General features: G+C 68.2%; 19 protein-coding genes. 13 read left to right on the top strand and 6 right to left on the bottom strand.

The features are described from left to right. Positions 1 to 3: 3 nt before the first annotated feature. The 4 genes from J6U32_RS22690 to J6U32_RS22675 are packed head-to-tail and all read left to right on the top strand — an operon-like array spanning position 4 to position 4,007. Entirely contained in the window at positions 4 to 546 is a 543-nt protein-coding gene (locus J6U32_RS22690) for a nuclear transport factor 2 family protein (protein ID WP_208792236.1), read from the top strand. Between the two features lie 9 nt (positions 547 to 555). Beyond that, positions 556 to 1,869, top strand: coding sequence for a hypothetical protein (locus J6U32_RS22685; RefSeq protein ID WP_208792235.1), 1,314 nt, complete (start codon positions 556 to 558; stop codon positions 1,867 to 1,869). After that, on the top strand, positions 1,869 to 2,738 hold the full coding sequence (locus tag J6U32_RS22680) for an SDR family NAD(P)-dependent oxidoreductase (protein WP_208792234.1): 870 nt from the start codon (positions 1,869 to 1,871) through the stop codon (positions 2,736 to 2,738). The genes J6U32_RS22685 and J6U32_RS22680 overlap by 1 nt, the downstream gene beginning before the upstream one ends. A gap of 45 nt (positions 2,739 to 2,783) precedes the next feature. Continuing rightward, positions 2,784 to 4,007 carry an oxygenase MpaB family protein gene (locus tag J6U32_RS22675; protein WP_208792233.1) on the top strand — a complete coding sequence of 408 codons (1,224 nt, stop codon included), beginning with the start codon at positions 2,784 to 2,786 and terminating at the stop codon, positions 4,005 to 4,007. A 15-nt stretch (positions 4,008 to 4,022) separates the two neighbouring features. Here the strand turns inward: J6U32_RS22675 and J6U32_RS22670 are convergent, their stop codons facing one another. Genes J6U32_RS22670 through fadD1 form a run of 4 tightly spaced genes read right to left on the bottom strand, consistent with a single transcriptional unit; the run spans position 4,023 to position 8,852 of the window. After that, positions 4,023 to 5,063 carry an NAD-dependent epimerase/dehydratase family protein gene (locus J6U32_RS22670; protein WP_208792232.1) on the bottom strand — a complete coding sequence of 347 codons (1,041 nt, stop codon included), beginning with the start codon at positions 5,061 to 5,063 and terminating at the stop codon, positions 4,023 to 4,025. Continuing rightward, complete coding sequence (locus tag J6U32_RS22665) at positions 5,060 to 6,106, bottom strand: phosphotransferase (RefSeq protein ID WP_208792231.1); 1,047 nt, start codon at positions 6,104 to 6,106, stop codon at positions 5,060 to 5,062. Before J6U32_RS22665 ends, J6U32_RS22670 begins: the two co-directional genes overlap by 4 nt. After that, the gene (locus J6U32_RS22660) at positions 6,103 to 7,260 is read right to left on the bottom strand and encodes a TIGR03857 family LLM class F420-dependent oxidoreductase (RefSeq protein WP_244332300.1); all 1,158 of its coding nucleotides are present in this window, start codon (positions 7,258 to 7,260) and stop codon (positions 6,103 to 6,105) included. The genes J6U32_RS22665 and J6U32_RS22660 overlap by 4 nt, the downstream gene beginning before the upstream one ends. Next, complete coding sequence (fadD1, locus tag J6U32_RS22655) at positions 7,257 to 8,852, bottom strand: fatty-acid--CoA ligase FadD1 (RefSeq protein ID WP_208792230.1); 1,596 nt, start codon at positions 8,850 to 8,852, stop codon at positions 7,257 to 7,259. The genes J6U32_RS22660 and fadD1 overlap by 4 nt, the downstream gene beginning before the upstream one ends. Positions 8,853 to 8,881: 29 nt before the next feature. Here fadD1 and J6U32_RS22650 point away from each other — a divergent pair, with 29 nt between their 5' ends. Continuing rightward, on the top strand, positions 8,882 to 9,043 hold the full coding sequence (locus tag J6U32_RS22650) for a hypothetical protein (RefSeq protein WP_208792229.1): 162 nt from the start codon (positions 8,882 to 8,884) through the stop codon (positions 9,041 to 9,043). 4 nt (positions 9,044 to 9,047) lie between these two features. On the opposite strand, the gene J6U32_RS22645 is transcribed toward J6U32_RS22650, so the two are convergent. Both J6U32_RS22645 and J6U32_RS22640 read right to left on the bottom strand, forming a co-directional pair. Then, positions 9,048 to 9,539 carry a hypothetical protein gene (locus tag J6U32_RS22645; RefSeq protein ID WP_244332298.1) on the bottom strand — a complete coding sequence of 164 codons (492 nt, stop codon included), beginning with the start codon at positions 9,537 to 9,539 and terminating at the stop codon, positions 9,048 to 9,050. A 96-nt stretch (positions 9,540 to 9,635) separates the two neighbouring features. Beyond that, positions 9,636 to 10,553, bottom strand: a complete 918-nt coding sequence (locus J6U32_RS22640; protein WP_208792227.1) for a PaaI family thioesterase — start codon at positions 10,551 to 10,553, stop codon at positions 9,636 to 9,638. Between the two features lie 304 nt (positions 10,554 to 10,857). Between J6U32_RS22640 and J6U32_RS22635 the strand changes: the two genes are divergently transcribed. From J6U32_RS22635 to J6U32_RS22600, 8 genes are all read left to right on the top strand, one after another. Continuing rightward, positions 10,858 to 11,673 carry a TIGR03084 family metal-binding protein gene (locus J6U32_RS22635; protein WP_208792226.1) on the top strand — a complete coding sequence of 272 codons (816 nt, stop codon included), beginning with the start codon at positions 10,858 to 10,860 and terminating at the stop codon, positions 11,671 to 11,673. After that, positions 11,670 to 13,427 (top strand): acyclic terpene utilization AtuA family protein, encoded by a 1,758-nt coding sequence (locus tag J6U32_RS22630; RefSeq protein ID WP_208792225.1) that lies wholly within the window; start codon positions 11,670 to 11,672, stop codon positions 13,425 to 13,427. The genes J6U32_RS22635 and J6U32_RS22630 overlap by 4 nt, the downstream gene beginning before the upstream one ends. A 4-nt stretch (positions 13,428 to 13,431) precedes the next feature. Then, entirely contained in the window at positions 13,432 to 14,592 is a 1,161-nt protein-coding gene (locus J6U32_RS22625) for an acyl-CoA dehydrogenase family protein (protein WP_208792224.1), read from the top strand. 13 nt (positions 14,593 to 14,605) lie between these two features. Next, entirely contained in the window at positions 14,606 to 16,204 is a 1,599-nt protein-coding gene (locus tag J6U32_RS22620) for an acyl-CoA carboxylase subunit beta (RefSeq protein WP_208792223.1), read from the top strand. A gap of 8 nt (positions 16,205 to 16,212) precedes the next feature. Then, a complete protein-coding gene (locus J6U32_RS22615) occupies positions 16,213 to 18,354 on the top strand; it encodes an acetyl/propionyl/methylcrotonyl-CoA carboxylase subunit alpha (RefSeq protein ID WP_425324086.1) in 2,142 nt (713 codons plus the stop codon). Then, positions 18,351 to 19,508, top strand: coding sequence for an acyl-CoA dehydrogenase family protein (locus tag J6U32_RS22610; protein ID WP_208792222.1), 1,158 nt, complete (start codon positions 18,351 to 18,353; stop codon positions 19,506 to 19,508). Before J6U32_RS22615 ends, J6U32_RS22610 begins: the two co-directional genes overlap by 4 nt. Before the next feature lie 61 nt (positions 19,509 to 19,569). Further along, entirely contained in the window at positions 19,570 to 20,382 is an 813-nt protein-coding gene (locus tag J6U32_RS22605) for an enoyl-CoA hydratase family protein (protein WP_208792221.1), read from the top strand. Continuing rightward, complete coding sequence (locus J6U32_RS22600; RefSeq protein WP_208792220.1) at positions 20,379 to 21,002, top strand: TetR/AcrR family transcriptional regulator; 624 nt, start codon at positions 20,379 to 20,381, stop codon at positions 21,000 to 21,002. The genes J6U32_RS22605 and J6U32_RS22600 overlap by 4 nt, the downstream gene beginning before the upstream one ends. Positions 21,003 to 21,051 lie beyond the last annotated feature (49 nt).

The raw sequence follows: 21,051 nt of genomic DNA, 5'->3' as shown, positions 1-21,051 counted from the left end.
TTCATGCCTTTCGATCGTGCCGAACTGGACGAGATGAAGCAGCGCTGGCTGCAGGCCAACATCGACGCCGAGGCAGCCGGCGACTGGAAACCGTTGGCGGATTTCTACACCGAGGACGCCACCTACGGCTGGAACTACGGCCCCGACAAGGATTTCATGGCGGTCGGACGCGACGAGATCCGTGAGATCGCGCTCGGGCAGGAGATGGAAGGCCTCGAGGGCTGGACCTACCCGTATCAGGAATGGGTGATCGACGATCAGACCGGCTCGATGATCGGACTGTGGAAGCAGATCTATTCCGGCACCCGCGACGACGGCACCCACTATGCGCTCGAAGGCATCCAGGGGAGCTGGTTCAAATATGCCGGGAACTTCCAGTTCTCCTGGCAGCGTGACTTCTTCGACTACGGCAACGTCTCCGCCCTGTTCATCGAGATGCTGAAGAACAATGCGATGAGCGACGGCATGCTCAAACGGATCGAGAAGGCCACCGGCGATCAGCCTGGCTGGTATCCGTTCGGCAAGGCGCCGGTGCCCTTCTGGTGACCTGAGCCCATGACCGATACAGCCCACGAGATTCCAGCCCGCACCTACTCCGATCTGACCGGCGACCAGCTCGCCGACCTCATTCCGGAGCTGCTGTTGTCGGGGCAACTCATCGATCGCAGCGGTATGGCGCACCTCATCAGCGCCTTCGGCCGGGACACGATGGCGCAGGTGGCCATCGAGGAGTGGATGGCCGCGAGCCCCGTCTACACCCATCGGATGCGGACCGCGCTGGGTGTCGACGGTGACGGTGTCGAGGACATGTTCAAGTGTCTGCAGCTCGACATCGGGGCGCCCCCGCAGTTCATGGATTTCCGGTATGAGATCACCGACCACCACCACGGCGCGTTCGTGCTGAATTACTGTGGCGCGCTGATGGATGTCGAGCCGCTCGGCGACGAGTACGTCACCGCGATGTGCCACGACATCGAGGACCCCACGTTCGACGCGACCGCGATCGCCACCAATCGGCGGGCCCGTATCCGGCCGATCCACCGGCCGCCGCGGCGTCCGGCCGACCGGCATCCACACTGCGCGTGGACGGTGACGATCGAACCCGACCGCGACGAACTCCCGTTGCCGGCCGACGCCGAGACGATGTTCACCACACGTGCCGCGCAGATCGAGCTGGTGGCGATCGATCCGGACGCCGACGACGGGCTCGTCGACTATCGCGGACCGCTCGTCGCGGACCTGCAGTTCCGGGAGTGGTCGCACTCGGCGCTGGCGCGGATCGCCGAAGAGGTTGCCCTGCAACACCAATTGCTCGCGCTCGGCTTCTGGACGAGTGTGCGTCGCCACGCCGACTCCGACGAGCAGGCGCGTGAGATCTTCGGCAAACAGTTCACCGGCATCGCGGGATTGTCCGCGGATCGGCTACGGCGGGTGCTGCGCCTGGGAACCGACGCTGCTGCGCTGGCGCAGGTCATCGCGTTGGTGCCGGTGCTCGGTCCCCGCAGCTACAGCGGGATCGAGGTCGATGTCGAGGGAGATGAGGTCGTGGTGACGATCCCCGGCGAGTCGGACGCACGGACCGACGGCGGATGGATCACCTTGCTGACCCACGACCACATCGAGCCGCTGCGCGCGATCGGGGTGGCCGTCGACCCGAGGTGGGTGATCACCGAGAGCACGTCCACTGACGGCACGTCTACCGGCAGCGGGCTCAGTGTGCGGTTCGCGCTCGGCGACGTCGAACAGGCCGAGAGCGGCGAGGTGGCGATCACCCGCTTCAGTTCCGGTGCCGACTTCAGCTTCACCGACCGTGGCCGCTCGGTCCCGGTCACGGCGCTGCCGATCACTCCGATCACCAGCGGGGTGTGATGGTCGAGCTCGATCTGGCCGGCCGGGTCGCGATGCTCGCCGGCGCCACCCGGGGCATCGGACTCTCGGTGGCATACGCGCTCGCCGGGCGTGGGGTCTCGCTGGTGATCAACGGTCGCGACGACGAGGCCGTTGCCGCGACCGTGGACGAGATCATCGGCGGTGGTGGGCAGGCGGTGGGGGTGTGCGGGCCGGCCGGGCAGGCGGGCGTCGTGGAGAAGATGGCCGACGCCGCGCTGTCCGGGTTCGGTGCGCTCGACATCGCGATCAACTGTGCCGGGATCGCCGAGCCACCGGGCTCGACGGTCCTGACGATCACCGAGGACCAGTTCCGCCAGCAGATCGACGCACACCTGATGAGTGCGTTTCACCTCACCTCGATCGCCGGGCGGGTGTTCGCCGAGCAGCAGTCGGGGTCGATCGTGTTGACCGGCTCGGCCGCCTCGCTCGGAACCTTCGGTGGCAGTGGATATCCCGCTGCCAAAGGAGGAGTGAACGCTTTGGCGCTCGCCGCGGCCGGTGATCTGCGTGAGCTCGGTGTGCGCGTCAACGTCGTGATGCCGGGGGCCAAGTCACGGTTGTCGTCGGGACCGGAGTACGTGCGGCACATCGAAAGCCTGCATGAGCGGGGCATTCTCGACGAGTTCACCCGCGATGCCGCTCTCGATCCGGCTCCGCCGGAGTATGTCGCACCGCTCTACACCTTTCTCGCCAGTGCGGCGGCATCGGAGATCACCGGTCAGATATTCAGCGCCGCAGGTGGTTTCATCGGACGCTATGATCCGCAGCAACCCACCTTCGTCGCATATCGGGACCACGGCGCCACCGCACCCTATGACATGAGTGAGCTTGCCGATCTGCTGACCTGACCGGGCGTGGTTGCCCCCGATGAGACCAATTGCTAGTTTCGTCTCATGACCGTTGTGGCGCCGCAGGAACTCGAACCACCCCGCCGATTCCGGGCGTCACCCGACCGTGGCCGGCGGATCGGTCGACCGCTGCGTGCGTACTGGCGTCTGCGTGAGCCGACGGCCGAGGAGATGTCGCTGCTCGGCCGGCGGCTGATGATGCGCGACGAACCGGCGGCAGCGCTGGTCGCGGCGATGCGCCTACCTCGGGAGCATCCCGACCGTGTCTCGATGCGCGCGGTCCACCGAGCCCTGCAGGACGGTGTCCCCGACGACGCGCCCACCGCGTTGCGCGAGTTCTTCACCCGCGCCGAGGCCACGCCGTCGTGGGTCGATCCGGAACTCGTCGAGTATGGCGCGCAGGTCTTCCGGCGGTTCGGACGCAACGCCAACGACGTCCTGCTCGCCCTGTCCCTGATCGGCGGCTATCGGTTCGGCGGGCCGGTCGACCTGCTCGCCGAGACCGGCGGACTGTCCCGCAGTACCGCGACACGTCGACTCGGGGAGACCCAGACGTGGGCGATCGCGGTGGGCGCACCCGGCGGCATGGCCCGCGACGGCGACGGCTGGAAGCTCACCGTGCACGTGCGGCTGATGCATGCGCTGGTCAACGACGCCTTCGAGAAGAACGGCCGCTGGGATGCCACGCAGTGGGGGCTGCCGATCAATCAGACCGATCTCGCCTCCACACTCAACCTGTTCAGTGGTGCGCTCATGATGGGCGTGCGATCCCTCGGCGTGCCCGTCGACGCCGAGCAGTCACGCGCGATCATGCACCTGTGGAAGTACGTGGGCTGGCTCGTCGGCGTCGACGAGGACTGGCTGTTCGACCACGAACGCGATCAGCATCAGCTCAGTTACGCGATCCTGTTGTGCCAGACCGGGGTCACCGAAGCGGGAGGTGAGCTGTCCCGGGCATTGGTCGACGCTCAGTCCGAGCTGCATTACCGCCACGCACCCGACCTCGCCGCGCGCTACACGCGGGAACGGTTGCTGAGCATGCTCGAAGGATTCCTCGGACCCCGCGGTATGCGGGATCTCGGCCTGCCGCAACGCCTTCCGTGGGCATTCGGCGCGGCATGGGTGCGCAACACGGTCGGCTATCGGGTGCTCGGCAGGACCCCGGTGGCCGACAGTTACCTCGAATGGCGCGGACGCCGGGCCCATGAACTCGCGACCTACCGGCACTTCGGCTCCGACGACGCCGACATCGGTGCACTGCCCGTGTGAGGTGGTTCCGACGGATCAGCGTGTGACCGCGCCTCGAGCGGCTCGACGCCGTACCCAATAGCGGGCCGCGGCCCGCACGGAGTCCTCGACATCGGTGGGGTGCCAATCGAATTCGTCGCTCGCCCGCCGGTGATCCATGGGCGACATGCAGTGCATCAATCGCACCGTGTCCACCGACAACCGTTGCGGGGTCCCGGTGATCCGCGATCGGAGATCGCCGCCGGCGCCGAGCGCGTACATCGCCGGGCGGGGCAACGTCGGTCGCGGGGGCGCGACGCCCGCCTCGTCGGCGGCGATTCGGACGATCTCCCCGAGGTCGAGGTAGTCGGCGCTGACGATGTAGCGTTCGCCGATCCGGCCGCCGCGGGAGGCCCGGATCAGTGCCTCGGCGGCGTCGTCGACGCCGACCGTTTCCGCGCACATCCCGCGCAGCCCGAACGGCAGCTTGCCCAGTGCGGCACCGGCCACGAAGGCGCCGTGCGGGGTGGGCTTGACGTCGCCGGGGCCGTAGGTGTTGGAGACACACATCGCGACCACCGGCACGCCACGTCCGGCGGCGTCAAGCGCCGTACGCTCGCCCGCAACCCGCGACAGCACATAGGCATTCGCGGTCGAGGCCCAGTTGAACGCATCGCGCTCCGACGCCGGCCGGCCCCGTACCCGACCGATGGTGCACATACTCGAGGTGTAGACGAACCGCTCCAGGTCGTGGCGGGCCGCGACGTCGAGAACACCGCGCAGGGTCTCGACGTTGGTGCGCCACAGTGGTTCCCGACCACGAATCCACGCACGGGTGTCGACGACGGAGTAGATCACTCGAGCGGCACCCGACATCGCTCGCGACACCGCGTCGGCGTCGTCGAGTTCGCCGACGACGGTCTCGACGTCGAGGCCGTCGAGCATCGAGGTGTCGGAGCCCGGTCGCACCATCACACGCACCGCCGCGTTGTGCACGGTACCCGTCTGATCGCTGTTCGCCTGGTCCAGGAGGCGACGGACCACCCGCGACCCGAGGAAGCCGGTGGCGCCGAACACCGTAGTGACGGGCCGGCTCACCGGGGCATCTCCGGGGCGAGGTCGGCGAGTGCGACGGCGGCGCGATGCGCCATGGCGGCGAACATGGCGTCGCCGCGGGCGGTCGGGCGGGCGGCACCGGCTCCGAACACCACGATCAGCGGTGCCTGGATGAGATTGCCGAGATAGTCCGCCCAGCACGCCTCGGCGGTGTAGTCGCGCACCCCGAGTGCGACGAGACGCCGATGGTAGGCGGCGACGATGTCACGTTCGTGTGCGCGCCGGTCCTCAACGTCGAGGCTCGTGACGAGCAGAAAGGCGATGTCACGCAACGCCGATCCCGTGGTGATGGTTTGCCAGTCGACGACGGTGACCGCGCCGTGCGCCCCGAACAGCACGTTGTCGATCCGCATGTCACCGTGGATGAGCGCGGTGTGCGAGGTCGGTGCGACCAGCCAGGCGCCGGCATGCTCGACCAGCCAGTCCAGCAATTCGTTCTCCGCCGCACCCGGGCGGAACCGGTCGCGGTACTGGGCGGTCATCGGTGCGAGGACAGAATCCATCAGCTCACGGTCGTCGGAGGTGGGCAGAGGAAAGCGTTGCAGCAGAGCGGGATCGTTCCATCGGGGAGCGTGCAGCCCGGCGGCCGCGACGGCCACCGCCCGGGCCTGCCCGGCGGTGCAGCCGGCGATCTGATCGCCCTGTCGTGCCGCACCCATGTCCTCGAGCAGCACCACGAACTCGCTGCAACTCACCGAGAGTGCCGAGGCGTAGCAGGCGGGGACGGGGACGGTGACACCTGCGGCCAGTTCGCGATAGAACGTGACCTCGTTGCGGAACGCACCCGAGGCGAATTCGCGTTGACCGGGATCCCCGGTCGCCAGTTTGGCGATCATGGTCGACGGCAGGTCTGTCGGCCCGTCGAACGTCATTCGGAGGCGCAAGGATTCGGCCATCTGCCCGGTGCCGACCGGTGTGGCCTCGACGGTACGGACCGCGGTGTGGTGACCGGAGTCGGCCAACAAATCGGTGAGCAGCGCCGGCGTGAGGTGCTCGACGGCGGTGGGGATGTCGGTGAACGTCATGAATGGTGTCCTCGGCCGGGATTGGCGGGCAGCGGGCGTCGTGGACGGCGTCCCAGCGTGCGATACGCGCCGACGATGTCGTCGATCTCGGTGGGCGCCGCGCCGTGCAGGATCACCGAGTCGACGCCGAGATCGAACTGGTCGGCGACCGCGACCGCACAGGCCCGTGGCGATCCGACCGCACAGTCGGCCACCCACGAGTCCGGGATGGCGCCGGCTAATTCATCGAGTTGCGCCGCGGTGGCGCTTGCGTCGATCGGTCCACGGGCGTCGGTGAATGCGGTGGTGGACCGGATGCGATCCAGATCGGTGGTGTCCCAACCGTTCGCGCCGACGAGCACCTCCGGGTAGCCCTGGAGATAGGTGGCGAGACGCCCGTACAAGCGGCGTGATCGGTCGTCGGCGTCGAGGTCGTCGGGGACGGTGGCCAGCACCGACCAGATGCGTACCGACGCCGGGTCACGGCCGGCCGCCTCGGCCGCGGTGCGCACACGGATGACCGCGGCACGGGTGGCGTCGGCGGTGAGAAAGGTGTGCAGGACAACGCCGTCGGCGATGCGCCCGGCGAGGTCGAGCGTCCTCGGCGACATGGTCACCAGCAGCACCGGCGGTGGCGGATCGAGTGTGATGCCCAGGGACAACAGGGGATACGAGCCGGACGGTCCGTCGTGGCCGACGATCATCTCACCCGACCACAGCCGGCGCAGGACGCCGACCGCGTCCTCGATGCCTGCGCCGGTGATCGTCGGCAGGCCAAGAATCTGCCACTGCGGCGTGATCCCGCGCCCGAGCCCCAGCGCGAACCGCCCCGACGACACCTCGTCGAGCGTGGCGGCCATGGTCGCGGTGACGACCGGATGGCGGGTGGTGTGATTGGTCGCCGCGGTGGCCAGACCCAGGCGGGTGGTCGCCGCCGCGAGCGCACCGCACAACACCGCGGCGTCCTTGACGTTGAAGCGCTCGGAGACGAATGCCGTTCCCAGGCCCAGACGTTCGGCATGCGCCGCCTCGTCGACGAGTTCGGCCGGACGCACCGGATGCCGGGACAGCGCATAGTAGCCGAGCTCGGTCAGCTGCGGACGGTCGGTGTCGGGGTCCGGGGTGGCAGGGTCTGGGATGGCAGGGTCCGGGGTGTCTGGAACCGCACCGGTCATGCCGGTGTCGGGGTCGCGGTCGATACGTGGTAGCTGTGCGCGCGGGCCGGGCGCACCCAGAGCGTTCCGTCGCCGGGGACCGCACCCTCGGACTTCAGTTGCCGTTTGACGATCTTGTTGGTGGCCGTCGTCGGGAGCGTCGCGGCGATTCGCACATATCGAGGCCAGGCCTTGGGGGAGAGATCGGGTTGCGCGGCGAGCGCGGTGGCGAACTCGTCGGGATCGATGGTCGCGTCGTCGTCGAGCACGATCGCCGCCATCACCGCGTCGCCGACCCGGTCGTCGGGGACCCCGTACACGGCGACCTGACTGATCCCCGGGATACGTTGCAGGACACGCTCGATGGGGCCGGCTGTCATGTTCTCGCCGTCGACGCGCATCCAGTCGCCGGTGCGGCCGGCCAGATAGATCCAGTCGTTGTCGTCCTTGTAGGCGAGGTCACCCGACCAGTACATGCCGTCGCGGAGCCGTTCGCCGGTGGTGGCCTCGTCGTTGTAGTACCCGGTGAACATGCCTGCGCCCGAGGTGTTCACGAGTTCACCGATGGCCTCGTCGGCGTTGATGAGGGCGCCGCCCGCGTCGAAGCGTGCGCGTGCGCATTCGGTGGTGGTGGCCGGATCGTACACGGCCACACCGGGAAAGCCCTTGCCGATGGAGCCGGTCGGGGTGCCGGGTTCACGGGTGACGATGATGGCGAGCTCGCTCGACCCGTAACCGTCCCAGACGCTGCAATCGAAACGCCGGGCGAAGTCGGCGATGTCCTGATCGGTGGCCTCGTTGCCGAAGGCGGCGCGCAGCGGATTGTCGGCGTCGTCGGGGCGTTCGGGGGTGGCGAGGATGTATGCGAGCGGTTTGCCGACGTAATTCATGAACGTCACGCCGTGGCGGCGGACGTCGTCGAGAAAGGTCGACGCGGAGAAGCGGGCCGGGACGATCGCCGCGCCCGCCGAGGCGGCGACGCTGTATCCGCCGAGCAGTGCGGCGGAGTGGAACAACGGCATCGACAGATAGCAGATGTCGTCGGAGGTGATGCCGAATTTGTCCACCAGTGGCGGGCCGGCGAAGGGAATCAGCATGTGCGCCAGCCGAACCGGCTTGGGATTACCGCTCGTTCCGGAGGTGAAGATGAGCATGAACGGGTCCATCGCGCCCGGCGTCGAGTACGGAACCAACTCGCCGGCCGCGTCGGCGCGACGCGTCCATTCCTCGCCGGAGGTGTCGAGGACGGTGACCCCGGGCAGCTCGAGTCCGGTGAGGAGATCGCGGTGTTCGGCGTCGGTCAGCAGGATCTGGCAGTCGGCGCGGACGATGTCGCCGGCAAGCGCCTCGCCGCGGCGCGTGTTGTTGATGCCGGCGGTGACGTAGCCGCCGAGGGCCCCGGCGGCCAGCGCGGTCAACATGGTCGGGGTGTTCCCGAGCAGGGTGCCGACGTGCATCGGCCGCTGCGGGTCGGCGAGGGAGAGCACCGCCGAGGCCATTCGGCGGGCGTCGGCGATGTGATCGCGCCACGTCCGGCGAATGTGGTCGTCGATGATGGCGACATTGTCGTCGTCGGCGCGTTCGAGGAGGAGCTGGGTCACGGTCTCGGCCATGCCCCAAATCTAGAACGTGTTCCACCGCGGTGTTTACAGATTTCCAGAATTGTCTACTGGATCGTGGTGCGGTTCCGCCGCAACCCGCCGACGGCGCCCTCTCCGACGCCGACGGCGCCCTCGGACGTGCCGACAGCGCCCTTGCTGACGCCGACGGCGCCCTCGGACGTGCCGAGAGCGCCGTCGGGTGAGGTATCAGCGCTGGATCGTCGCGGTTCCGGGGGAGAGGGTGAAGGTGTCGCCGCCCTTGCCGAGCACGGTCACCGTGAATTCCAGGGTGCCCGGGCCGGTCTTCAGCTCCGGGCTGAGTGCGGGTTTGCCCGCCGAGCATGCCGGGAAGGTGGCATCGTCGCTGGTGCGAGCCGAGGTGTTCTTCCAGCTCACAGCCACTTTCGCGTCGCTGAGCGAGGTTGCGCAGGCGTCCTTGGGCATGGGTTCGAGCCAGACGACGGTTGAGTCCGTGCCGGTTGCCGCTGCCGCGAGCGGAGCGACGAACGCGCCGGTTGGCATCGCGCCCGTGCGGCTGACTCCGATGGTCGGTGTCTGCTGCGACGCGTCGAGGGTGCGGACGTCCTGTGGGGTGGTCTGTGGGGCCGCGGCAGCGGTGCCCGCAGCCAGTGGAGCGATCGCGCATGCTCCGAGGGTCAGACATGCGCCGATGGCGGCGCGTCGGTGAGTGAATTTCATCTGCAACATTGGTAACATCAGCCCCTTTCGTACCAAACGATAGCAGTGCGACCATACGCCGACAACGGCGCGAAGGTCCCGTCGTGTGCGTTGAGGTCAGCGGAAGTGGACGTCGGCGACGCCCTCGCAAAGCAACAATCCGTCGTGTGCGGTCATGCGTGCGGCGAAGGCTGCGACGCGACGCCCCGTCTTGACCGGGGTCACCTCGACGATGACGTCCCCGCCGTGCACCGCGGGTGACCGGAAGAACCCGACCGACATGTCGGCGACGCGATACTCGCCGCCGGCCGGGGTCAGCGCCTGTCCGGCGAACGAGAAGGCCTGTCCGACGATGGTGGCGATGACGCCGCCGTGCATCGTGCCGAAGAGATTGCCCATCCATGGCTCGGTGGTCGCCGTGAACCGAACGGCGCCGTCGTCGCCGACGAGATCGACGCCACCGTTGAGCAGGGTGGTCAGCGGGCCGGCGTCGCGCACCCGGGCAGAGATCTGGGCAACCACGTCGCGCCCGTCGAGTGTGGGTGGTATTGCCTCCGGAAGTCGAACGCCGTGGGCGTCAGCGCAATTAGGGACGTCGTGCAGCGGGGTTTCGGTCGTGCCGTCGGTGGACGCCCGCCCGACGCGCATGTTCCGTGCCGTCCCGATACAGCACAGCCGGCCGGACTCGGTCCGGATCTGCACCGGGGTCACGCCGGTGTGATCGTCGTGCATCGCGGTCTCCGCGTCGCAGGTGAGTCGGTCGTCGACGTCGACGTGGCCGAGTGTCGACATGGTCAGCCGCGCCTGCATGCTCAGCGCGCCGGACCGCGCGCCCGCGAGGTGGAAGGGGATTCCGCCGATGTGGTCGAACAGGACCCCGAACGCCGGGAGGTCGATCCGGCCCCGGTGGTCGGCGAACCGTGCGCACAGTTGTTGTTGCGCGCTCACCTGGGTTCCGGACACCGTCAGGTTGCCGACATGAAACACCGACAGCGGGTCGTGAACCGTCGTGGAGCTGGGTGACAGATCGGTCATCGCTCAGTCCTATCACCCGATCTCGGCGACGTCCGTGTGGCATTCGCCCGTTGTGACGCAGGTCGCGAAGGGGTGGCGAATCGGCGAGGAAGGCGCCGTCGCGGATCTGGCGGGCGCCGTCGGCGAGGAGGAAGGCGCTGTCGCGGATCTGGCGGGCGCTGTCGCGGATCTGGCGGGCGCTGTCGGCGAGGGGAAGAGCGCTGTCGGCGAGGGGAAGAGCGCTGTCGGCGAGGGGAAGAGCGCTGTCGCAGGAAAACAATCATGCGTGCTTGATTTTTTGGCGCCGACGTGTGACGCTGGTCGCATGTCGCTCGTGCAAGAGGTCGTCGCCGACCTCGCCGCCGCCTCTGCCGAACTCGATGACCTGGTCGCCGACCTCGATGGCCAGGCCTTCTCGACCCCCACACCCGCGCCCGGGTGGACCATCGCCCACCAGATCGCGCATCTGGGGTGGACCGATGAGGTGGCCGCGGTCGCCGCCACCGATCCGGCGGCGTTCGCCGAGATCGCCCGCGAGGCGATGAAGGATCCAGCCGGCTTCGTCGACGCGGCCGCGGAGCAGGGGGCGCAGATGTCTCCCGCCGACCTCCTCGCGCACTGGCGGACGGCACGTGAGTCGCTGGAGCGCGCGCTGCTCGCGGTGCCCGAGGGGACGAAGATCCCGTGGTTCGGCCCGCCCATGTCGGCGACCTCGATGGCCACCGCTCGGCTGATGGAGACGTGGGCGCACGGCCTCGACGTCGCCGATGCGCTCGGCGTGCGCCTTGCGCCCACCGACCGCATCAAGGCGGTCGTGCACATCGGGGTACGCACTCGCGATTTCGCCTATGTCGTCAACGGGAGAACGCCTCCGGCCACACCGTTCCGCTTCGAGATCACCGCTCCGTCGGGGGCGCTGTGGACATGGGGGCCCGCCGACGCCACCGATGTGGTGCGCGGCCCGGCCGTCGACTTCTGTGAACTGGTCACCCAGCGTCGTGCCCCGGCCGACCTCGACCTCGAGATCGTCGGTGACAACGCCCGTGAATGGTCCACGATCGCACAATGTTTCGCCGGGCCGCCCGGCGCCGGGCGGGAGCCCTCGGTGCCCCCGCTCCCTCGACGGAAGGTCGATAGATGACTCCCAATCCAGTCCGTATCGGTAATGCGTCGGGTTTCTACGGCGATCGCTTCTCGGCGATGCGGGAGATGCTCGAGGGCGGTGAACTCGACTACCTCACCGGCGATTACCTCGCCGAGCTCACCATGCTCATCCTCGGCCGCGATCGTCTCAAAGACCCGAACACCGGCTACGCCAAGACATTTCTGCGTCAGATGGAGCAGTGTCTCGGCCTCGCCGTCGACAAGGGCGTGCGCATCGTGTCCAACGCGGGTGGTCTCAATCCGCACGGACTCGCCGTCGCCCTGCGGGAACTCGCCGAGAAGGTGGGCGTGAACGTCGGCGTGGCCTTCGTCGACGGCGACGACCTGGTCGACCGCGCCGCCGAGCTGAACTTGGGAACACCGTTGACCGCCAACGCCTATCTCGGCGCCTTCGGCATCAAGACCGCACTCGACGCCGGCGCCGACATCGTCGTGACCGGCCGGGTCACCGACGCCTCGCTCACCGTCGGCCCGGCCGCGAGCGCCTTCGACTGGGGATACGACGACCTCGACGCACTCGCCGGCGCGGTCGTGGCCGGACATGTCATCGAATGCGGCGCCCAGGCCACCGGCGGCAACTACGCGTTCTTCACCGAACTCGGCCTCGCCGACTCGCCGCGTGCCGGGCATCTGGGCTTCCCGATCGCCGAGATCGCCGCCGACGGTTCCTCGGTCATCACCAAACATGCCGGGACCGGAGGTGCGGTGACCGTGGGAACGGTGACCGCGCAACTGCTGTACGAGGTCGGCGGACCGCGCTACCTCGGCCCGGACGTCACCACCCGGCTCGACACCATCACCCTCGCCCAGCAAGGCCAGGACCGCGTGGCGATCACCGGGGTCCGTGGTGAGGCGCCACCGACGACCACCAAGGTCTCGCTCAATCATCTTGCGGGCGTGCGCAACGAGATCACCATGATCCTCACCGGCCTCGACATCGAGGCCAAGGCGGAGCTGTTCAAAAGTCAATTCCTCGCGGCGCTGCCCACCGAGCCCGAACAGATCACCTGGGAGCTCTCGCGACTCGACCGCGACGATGCCACCACCGAGGAGCAGGCCTCGGCACTGCTGCGCTGTGTCGCCCGCGACCCCGACGCTGCCACGGTGGGCCGGGGATTCTCCTCGGGTGCTGTCGAACTGGCGTTGGCCAGCTACCCCGGATTCAGCATGACCGCACCGCCCGGGCACGGTTCTCCGTACGGGGTGTTCGAACCCGGTTATGTCGACGCTGCGGTCATCGAGCATCGGGTTGCGTTGCCCGACGGCGTGGTCGAGCGCATCGAACCCAGCCCGCTGCGCACGGCTGTCGAGGGCGACGAGCCGGTCAACCGCGCGCCCGGCGGCGCCGCAGCCGATCCCGAGCCCACCGGGATGATGCCGCTGGGTACCCTGGCCGGAGCGCGCAGCGGCGACAAGGGCGGCAGCGCGAACATCGGTGTGTGGGTGCGTGATCCGGACCATTTCGAGTGGCTTGACGCCACACTCGACACCGACCTGCTGACCACACTGCTGCCCGAGGTTGCCGGCCTCACGGTGCGCCGTTATCGGCTACCCAACCTACTCGCGGTCAACTTCGTCATCGAGGGAGTGCTCGGACGTGGGGTCGCCGACAACGTGCGCTTTGATCCGCAGGCCAAGGGGATGGGTGAGTGGCTGCGCTCGCGGCCGGTGCCGATTCCGTTGAGGTTCCTCGAGAATTCCACCAGCCCGACAACAACCGCTCAGGACTGAACACATGCCGATCACCAGTGACCTCTGGGACAGCGATGAACGACGCGCGTTACGGGAGACCGTGCGTGGCTTCGTGGACCGTCATGTCCTTCCCGCCCAGGACGAGTGGGAGAAGACGGGCGAGATCCCGCGCGAGATCCACCGGGAGGCGGCCAAACTCGGCCTGTTCGGGCTGGGCATACCCGAGGAGGTCGGTGGCAGTGGCGGCGATCTCGTCGACGCCTCGATCCTCGGCGAGGAACTGCATTACGCGGGTGCCGCAGGTGGTGTGTTCGCGTCGCTGTTCACCCACGGCATCGCCCTGCCGCACCTGATCGCGGCCGGAGACCCCGCCCAAATCGACCGATGGGTTCGCCCCACCCTGGCCGGTGAGATGATCGGCAGTCTCGCGATCACCGAACCCGGCGGCGGCAGCGACGTCGGGCACTTGACCACCCGCGCCGAGCGCGACGGTGATCACTATGTGGTCAACGGCGCCAAGACCTACATCACCTCCGCGGTGCGCGCCGACTTCGTGGTCACCGCCGTCCGTACCGGCGGCCCCGGCGCCTCCGGCGTGTCGCTGCTGGTGATCGACAAGGGCACACCGGGATTCACCGTCACCCGCAAACTCGACAAGATGGGCTGGCGCTGCTCGGACACCGCCGAACTGTCCTTCGTCGACGTACGGGTGCCGGTGGAGAACCTGGTCGGACCCGAGAACTCGGGATTCGCCCAGATCGCCGCGGCCTTCGTCACCGAACGGTCGTCGCTGGCGGTCCAGGCCTACGCCAGTGCGCAACGCTGCCTGGATCTCACCCTGGACTGGGCGCGGCAGCGCGAGACCTTCGGCAAACCGATCATCGCGCGACAGTCGGTGCAGGACACGCTGACCGAGATGGCCCGGCGGATCGACGTGGCCCGCACCTACACCCGGGCCGTCGTCGAACGCAAGATCGCCTCCGGCGACGACCTCATCGCCGAGGTGTGCTTCGCCAAGAACACCGCCGTGGAGACCGGACAGTGGGTGGCCGACAAGGCGGTTCAGCTCTTCGGTGGGCTCGGTTACATGACCGGCACCGAGGTGGAGCGGCAGTATCGCGACATGCGAATCATCGGGATCGGCGGTGGCACCACCGAGATCCTGACCGGCCTGGCGGCCAAACGACTGGGTTACCAGCAGTGAGGGGAAGCATCCGATGACGGCGATCCGTTCCACGCTCGACACGGCGAGCGAGGCATATCAGACCAACCGGGAGGGCCTGCTCGGCAAGCTCGACGACCTGCAGGCCGAGCTCGACAAGGCGCTCGCCGGCGGCGGTGAGAAGAACATCGCACGACACCGCAAGCGCGGCAAGATGATCCCTCGGGAACGTATCGAGATGCTCATCGACGAGGATTCGGCGTTCCTCGAACTGTGTCCGCTCGCGGCGTACGGCTCGGACTTCACCGTCGGCGCCTCGGTGGTGACCGGCATCGGGGTCGTCGAGGGTGTCGAATGCGTGATCGTGGCCAACGACCCGACCGTCAAGGGCGGCACGTCCAACCCGTGGACGCTGCGTAAGATCCTGCGCACCAACGACATCGCCCTGGCCAACCGGTTGCCGGTGATCTCGCTGGTGGAGTCCGGCGGTGCGGATCTGCCGACCCAGAAAGAGGTCTTCGTCCCGGGCGGGCGGATGTTCCGCGACCTGACCAGGCTCTCGGCGGCCGGAATCCCCACGGTGGCCATCGTCTTCGGCAACTCCACGGCCGGTGGAGCCTACGTGCCGGGGATGAGTGACCACGTCGTGATGATCGAGAACGCGTCGAAGGTGTTCCTCGGCGGGCCGCCGCTGGTGAAGATGGCCACCGGTGAGGACAGTGACGACGAGTCCCTCGGCGGCGCACAGTTGCACGCACGGCAGTCGGGGCTGGCCGACTACTATGCCGCCGACGAGCAGGACGCGCTGCGGATCGGACGACGCATCGTCGCCCGCCTGAACTGGCGCAAATCCGGTCCGCGGCCAGTCGCCGAGGTCAGCGAACCACGGTATGACGCCGACGAATTGCTCGGCATCGTGCCGGGCGACCTGAAGATCCCGTTCGACCCGCGCGAGGTGATCGCGCGCATTGTCGACGACAGCGACTTCGACGAGTTCAAACCCGAATACGGCAACTCGCTGTGCACCGGGTGGGCGCGCATCCATGGCTATCCGGTCGGCATCCTGGCCAACGCGCAGGGAGTGCTGTTCAGCCAGGAATCACAGAAGGCGGCCCAGTTCATCCAGCTCGCCAACCGCTCGGACACACCACTTCTGTTCCTGCACAACACCACCGGCTACATGGTCGGCAAGGAGTACGAACGTGGCGGCATCATCAAGCACGGGTCGATGATGATCAACGCGGTCTCGAACTCCACGGTGCCGCACCTGTCGGTGCTGATGGGCGCCAGTTATGGTGCCGGGCACTACGGTATGTGCGGGCGCGCCTTCGATCCCCGTTTCCTGTTCGCCTGGCCCAGTGCGAAATCCGCGGTCATGGGCGCCGCGCAACTGGCCGGTGTCATCTCCATCGTGTCCCGCGCGGCGACCGAGGCGCGCGGCGGTGTGGTCGACGAGGCCGCCGATGCGGCGATGCGGCAGATGATCGAGGCGCAGATCGAGACGGAGTCGGTGCCGGCGTTCCTGTCCGGAATGCTCTACGACGACGGGGTGATCGACCCGCGTGACACCCGTACGATTCTCGGGCTGAGCCTCTCGGCGATCCACAGTGCACCCGTCGAGGGGACGTCGAACTTCGGCGTCTTCCGGATGTGAGGACTTTCATGACCGCAAAACAGGACACCGCAGAACAGAACAGGACCGTGGAGCCCGCCATGACCGGCACCATCTCGCGCGTACTTGTCGCCAACCGCGGCGAGATCGCCTGCCGCGTGTTCACCACCTGCCGGGCGATGGGCATCGGCACCGTCGCGGTGTACTCCGACCCCGACGCCGGCTCACCGCATGTCCGCGCCGCCGACGTGGCGGTCCGGTTGCCCGGATCGACCTCGGCCCAGACGTATCTGCAGGGCGAGAAGATCATCGCCGCCGCCCGCGCCGCGGGCGCCGACGCTGTTCATCCGGGTTACGGATTCCTTTCGGAGAACGCCGACTTCGCCCAAGCGGTGCTCGACGCGGGCCTGATCTGGATCGGACCGCCGCCCGCGGCGATCTCGGCGATGGGCTCCAAGGTCAACGCCAAGAAACTGATGGCCGATGCCGGTGTGCCGGTCCTCGGGGACATCGATCCGGCCGCGGTCGCCGACTCCGACCTGCCGCTGCTGATCAAGGCGTCCGCCGGTGGCGGTGGCCGCGGCATGCGAATCGTCCGCGATCTCGCCGACCTCACCGAGCAGGTCGACGGGGCCCGGCGCGAAGCGCAGTCGGCGTTCGGCGATCCGACGGTGTTCTGCGAACCGTATGTCGAACGCGGACACCACATCGAGGTGCAGGTGCTCGCCGATTCCCATGGTGCGGTGTGGGCGGTCGGGGAGCGGGAGTGCTCGATCCAGCGCCGCCATCAGAAGGTGGTGGAGGAGGCACCGGCGCCGCTCGTCGAGCGGGTGGGCGAGGCGATGCGTGAGAAGCTCTACGCCGCAGCACGAACCGCGGTCGAGGCGATCGGCTACACCGGCGCCGGAACCGTCGAGTTCCTCGCCGACGAGTCCGGCCGTTTCTACTTCCTGGAGACCAACACCCGCCTGCAGGTGGAGCATCCGGTGACCGAACTGACCACGGGCACCGATCTCGTCGAGTGGCAGTTGCGGATCGCGATGGGCGACCACCTCGACGTCGAGGCGCCACGCGCTCGCGGCGCGGCGATCGAGGTGCGTCTCTACGCCGAGGACCCTGCGGCCGGATGGCAGCCCCAGTCGGGGCGGGTGCACGCGTTCGGTATCGACGCCGCAACGACTTTCGGTCCGCTGTCGCGACCGGGGGTGCGGGTGGACTCGTCGATTGCCGGCGGCTCGGAGATCTCCACCTTCTACGACCCGATGCTGGCGAAGGTCATCGCGTGGGCGCCCAACCGGGGGCGGGCGGCGGCGATGCTGGCCGGTGCACTGGCCGACGCCACGATCCACGGTCCGATCACCAACCGCGATCTGCTGGTGAACATCCTGCGCGATGCCACCTTCCTGTCCGGACTCACCGACACCGGCTATCTGGACACCGTCGGACTCGACGCACTGGCGGCGTCGTCGGCCGGCGACGACGAGGTGGCCATGGCCGGCATCGCGGCCGCACTGGCCGATGCCGCGGCCAACCGCGCTGCCGCCCGGGTGCAGGCGAGCCTGCCCTCAGGGTGGCGCAACATGGCCTCGGGGTATCAGACCAAGACCTATCTGCGCGCCGACGACACCGAGGTCCGGGTCCGGTACCGCAACGGTCGCAACGGTATCGAGCTGCCGGATGCGCCGGAGTTCTCGGTGCTCGCGGCCACGCCCGAGGCCGTCGTGCTCACCGACCGCACCGGCCTGCGGCGTGAACTGCGCGTGTCCCGGTACCGCGGCGGGACCGATCGGACCGGAGCAGATTCCGACGAGGTCTTCGTCGACGGCCCCGGGTGGTCGGTGCATCTGCGCCGTGCGCCACGATTCATCGATCCCACCGCCGTGCAACGCCCGGGATCGCTGCTGGCGCCGATGCCGGGTGCGGTGATCAGAGTGGCTGTCGCCGAGGGTGATCGGGTGACCGCCGGACAGCCGTTGATCTGGCTGGAGGCGATGAAGATGGAACACACCATCTCCGCGCCCGCCGACGGCGTCGTCACCACGCTGGCCGTCGAACCCGGCCGTCAGCTCGCGGTCGGCGACGTGCTCGCCGTCATCGGCGAGGAGACGGGCCCAGAAAACACCGGCCCAGAGAACACCAGTACCGACAACACCATCACACCGATCGAATCCACCGAGGGGAACACGCCATGAGTTTCATCGAAAGCCCCGAGCGGGCCGAACTGCGCGCAGCGGTCGCCGGTCTGGCCGGCAAGTACGGCCAGGAGTACTTCCGGGAGTGCGCTCGCGAGGGACGCAAGACCGACGAGTTGTGGCGTGAGGCAGGCAAACTCGGTTTCATCGGGGTCAACCTGCCCGAGGAGTACGGCGGCGGCGGTGCCGGCATGTACGAGCTGTCGATCGTGATGGAGGAGATCGCCGCCGCGGGCACCGGTCTGCTGATGCTCGTCGTGTCACCGGCCATCTGCGGCAACGTCATCGCCCGCTTCGGCACCGACGAACAGAAGCAGCGGTGGCTGCCGGGCCTGGCGGACGGCTCGATCACGATGGCATTCGGTATCACCGAACCCGACGCCGGATCCAACTCGCACCACATCACCACCACCGCACGCCGTGACGGCTCCGACTGGATCCTCAACGGTCGCAAGATCTACATCTCCGGGGTCGACCAGGCACAGGCGGTCCTCATCGTCGGACGCACCACCGACGCCAAGACCGGCAACCTCAAGCCGTCGCTGTTCATCGTGCCGACCGACACACCCAACTTCGAGTACAAGCAGATCGACATGGAACTGCAGAACCCGGAGAAGCAGTTCCTGCTCTACCTCGACGACGTCCGGCTGCCCTCGGATGCACTCGTCGGCTCCGAGGACGCCGCCCTGAGTCAGTTGTTCGCCGGGCTGAACCCGGAGCGGATCATGGGTGCGGCGTCGGCGATCGGGATGGGACGTTTCGCGCTGGGCAAGGCGGTCGAGTACGTCACCGATCGCACCGTGTGGAAAACCCCCATCGGCGCGCACCAGGCGATCGCACATCCGTTGGCGCAGGGCAAGATCGAGCTGGAGATGGCCAAACTGATGATGCAGAAGGCCGCCACGCTCTACGACTCGGGGGATGACTGGGGTGCGGCCGAACCGGCGAATATGGCGAAGTACGCAGCGGCGGAGGCGTGTGTGAAGATCGTCGATCACGCGGTGCACTCGCTCGGCGGGAACGGGTTGACCACCGAATACGGTCTCGCGCCGATGCTGTCGCTGGCCCGGATCGCCCGGATCGCCCCTGTCAGTCGTGAGATGATCCTCAATTTCGTGTCCCAGACCAGCCTGGGTCTGCCCAAGTCGTACTGACCCGGACACGCCCCGAACGAGACACCGAACCCCGACCGACACCGCCGACGAAGGACCCGACGTGACCGAGCAGCAGACCGAAGTCGTCCACCGCGTGATCGAGGACGGCATCGCCACCCTCACCCTGGACTCGCCGGCGAACCGTAACGCCCTGGGCACCGCCCTCGTCGCCCAGCTCCTCGACGGGCTCGTCCACGCCGGGGGCGACCCCGGCGTACGCGCGGTGGTGCTCACCCACACCGGCAACACGTTCTGTGCCGGAGCCGATCTCGGCGAGGCGCTGGCTCGCGGTACGAGTGTGGAAGAGGCGTCGGCGGCCGGGACCGAGGCGATGCTCGGGGTACTCCGGACGATCCTGGAACTGCGTAAACCGGTCATCGCCCGCATCGACGGGCACGTGCGGGCCGGCGGGCTCGGGCTGATCGGCGCCTGTGACATGGTGTTCGCCGGTCCCGCATGCAGTTTCGCGCTCACCGAAGCGCGGCTGGGTTTGGCGCCGTCGGTGATCTCGGTGGTGCTGCTGCCGAAGATGACCGCACGGTCCTCGGGCCGCTACTACCTCACCGGTGAGACGTTCGACGCCGCCGTCGCCGAACGCATCGGACTGATCACGCAGGCGCACAACGGTGTCGACGACCTCGACGCCACGCTCGGCGCCGTGCTGAGAGGTATCGGCAAGGCCTCGCCGCAAGGACTGGCCGCGTCGAAGGAACTCACCACGGCGCCGATACTGGCGGCCTTCGATCGCGACGCACAGCGACGGGCGGCCGAATCGGCGGCGTTGTTCGGCAGTGACGAGGCGCGCGAGGGAATGACGGCGTTCCTGTCGAAACGGCGTCCCGCATGGGATCTCACCGCGGGCCTGGCACCGTGACCTCGGGGGCACGTGCGGCCGGTCCGCGCGAACCGCAACAGGAGCGCTCGAGGCTGACCCGGGAACGGCTCCTCGACGCGACCATCGACGCGCTGGCACGCGACGGGTGGTCGGCGGCAACGGTGGCAGCGGTGGCCGAGCGCGCCGGGGTGTCCCGGGGCGCGGCGCAACACCACTTCCCGACGCGGGAGGCATTGATCACCGCCGCGCTCGAGGAGATCTTCGAGGACATGACCGAATCGGCGTCGGCGGCCAAAGCCGAACTGCCGGAGGGAGACGCGCGGGTGGCCGCCGCGATCGACCGTGCCGTCGAACTGTATACCGGCACGGTGTTCAAGGCGGCCCTGCAGGTGTGGGCCGCTGCCGCGTCCGACCCGGCACTGCGTCGACTGATCCTGCCGATGGAGGACAAGTTCGCCCACGCGGCGCACCGCATGACCACCTCGATGCTCGATCCCACCGGCACCGATCCGCGGGTGCACCGGATCGCGCAGGTCACCCTCGACCTCGCCCGCGGTCTCGGTCTGGCCGACACCCTCTCCGACGACTCCGCACGACGCGCGCAGGTCGTGGCCGCATGGACCGAGATGGTGTCGGCGACCCTGCGAACCCCCGCCTGAATCCGCCAACCGGGCGCTCAAAACCGCCGACCGGGCGCTCAAAACCGTC

This window comes from Gordonia polyisoprenivorans, assembly GCF_017654315.1.
Taxonomy (GTDB): Bacteria; Actinomycetota; Actinomycetes; order Mycobacteriales; family Mycobacteriaceae; genus Gordonia; species Gordonia polyisoprenivorans_A.
Note: the sequence above shows the minus strand (reverse complement) of the source record. Positions and strands in the feature narration are given on the sequence as shown.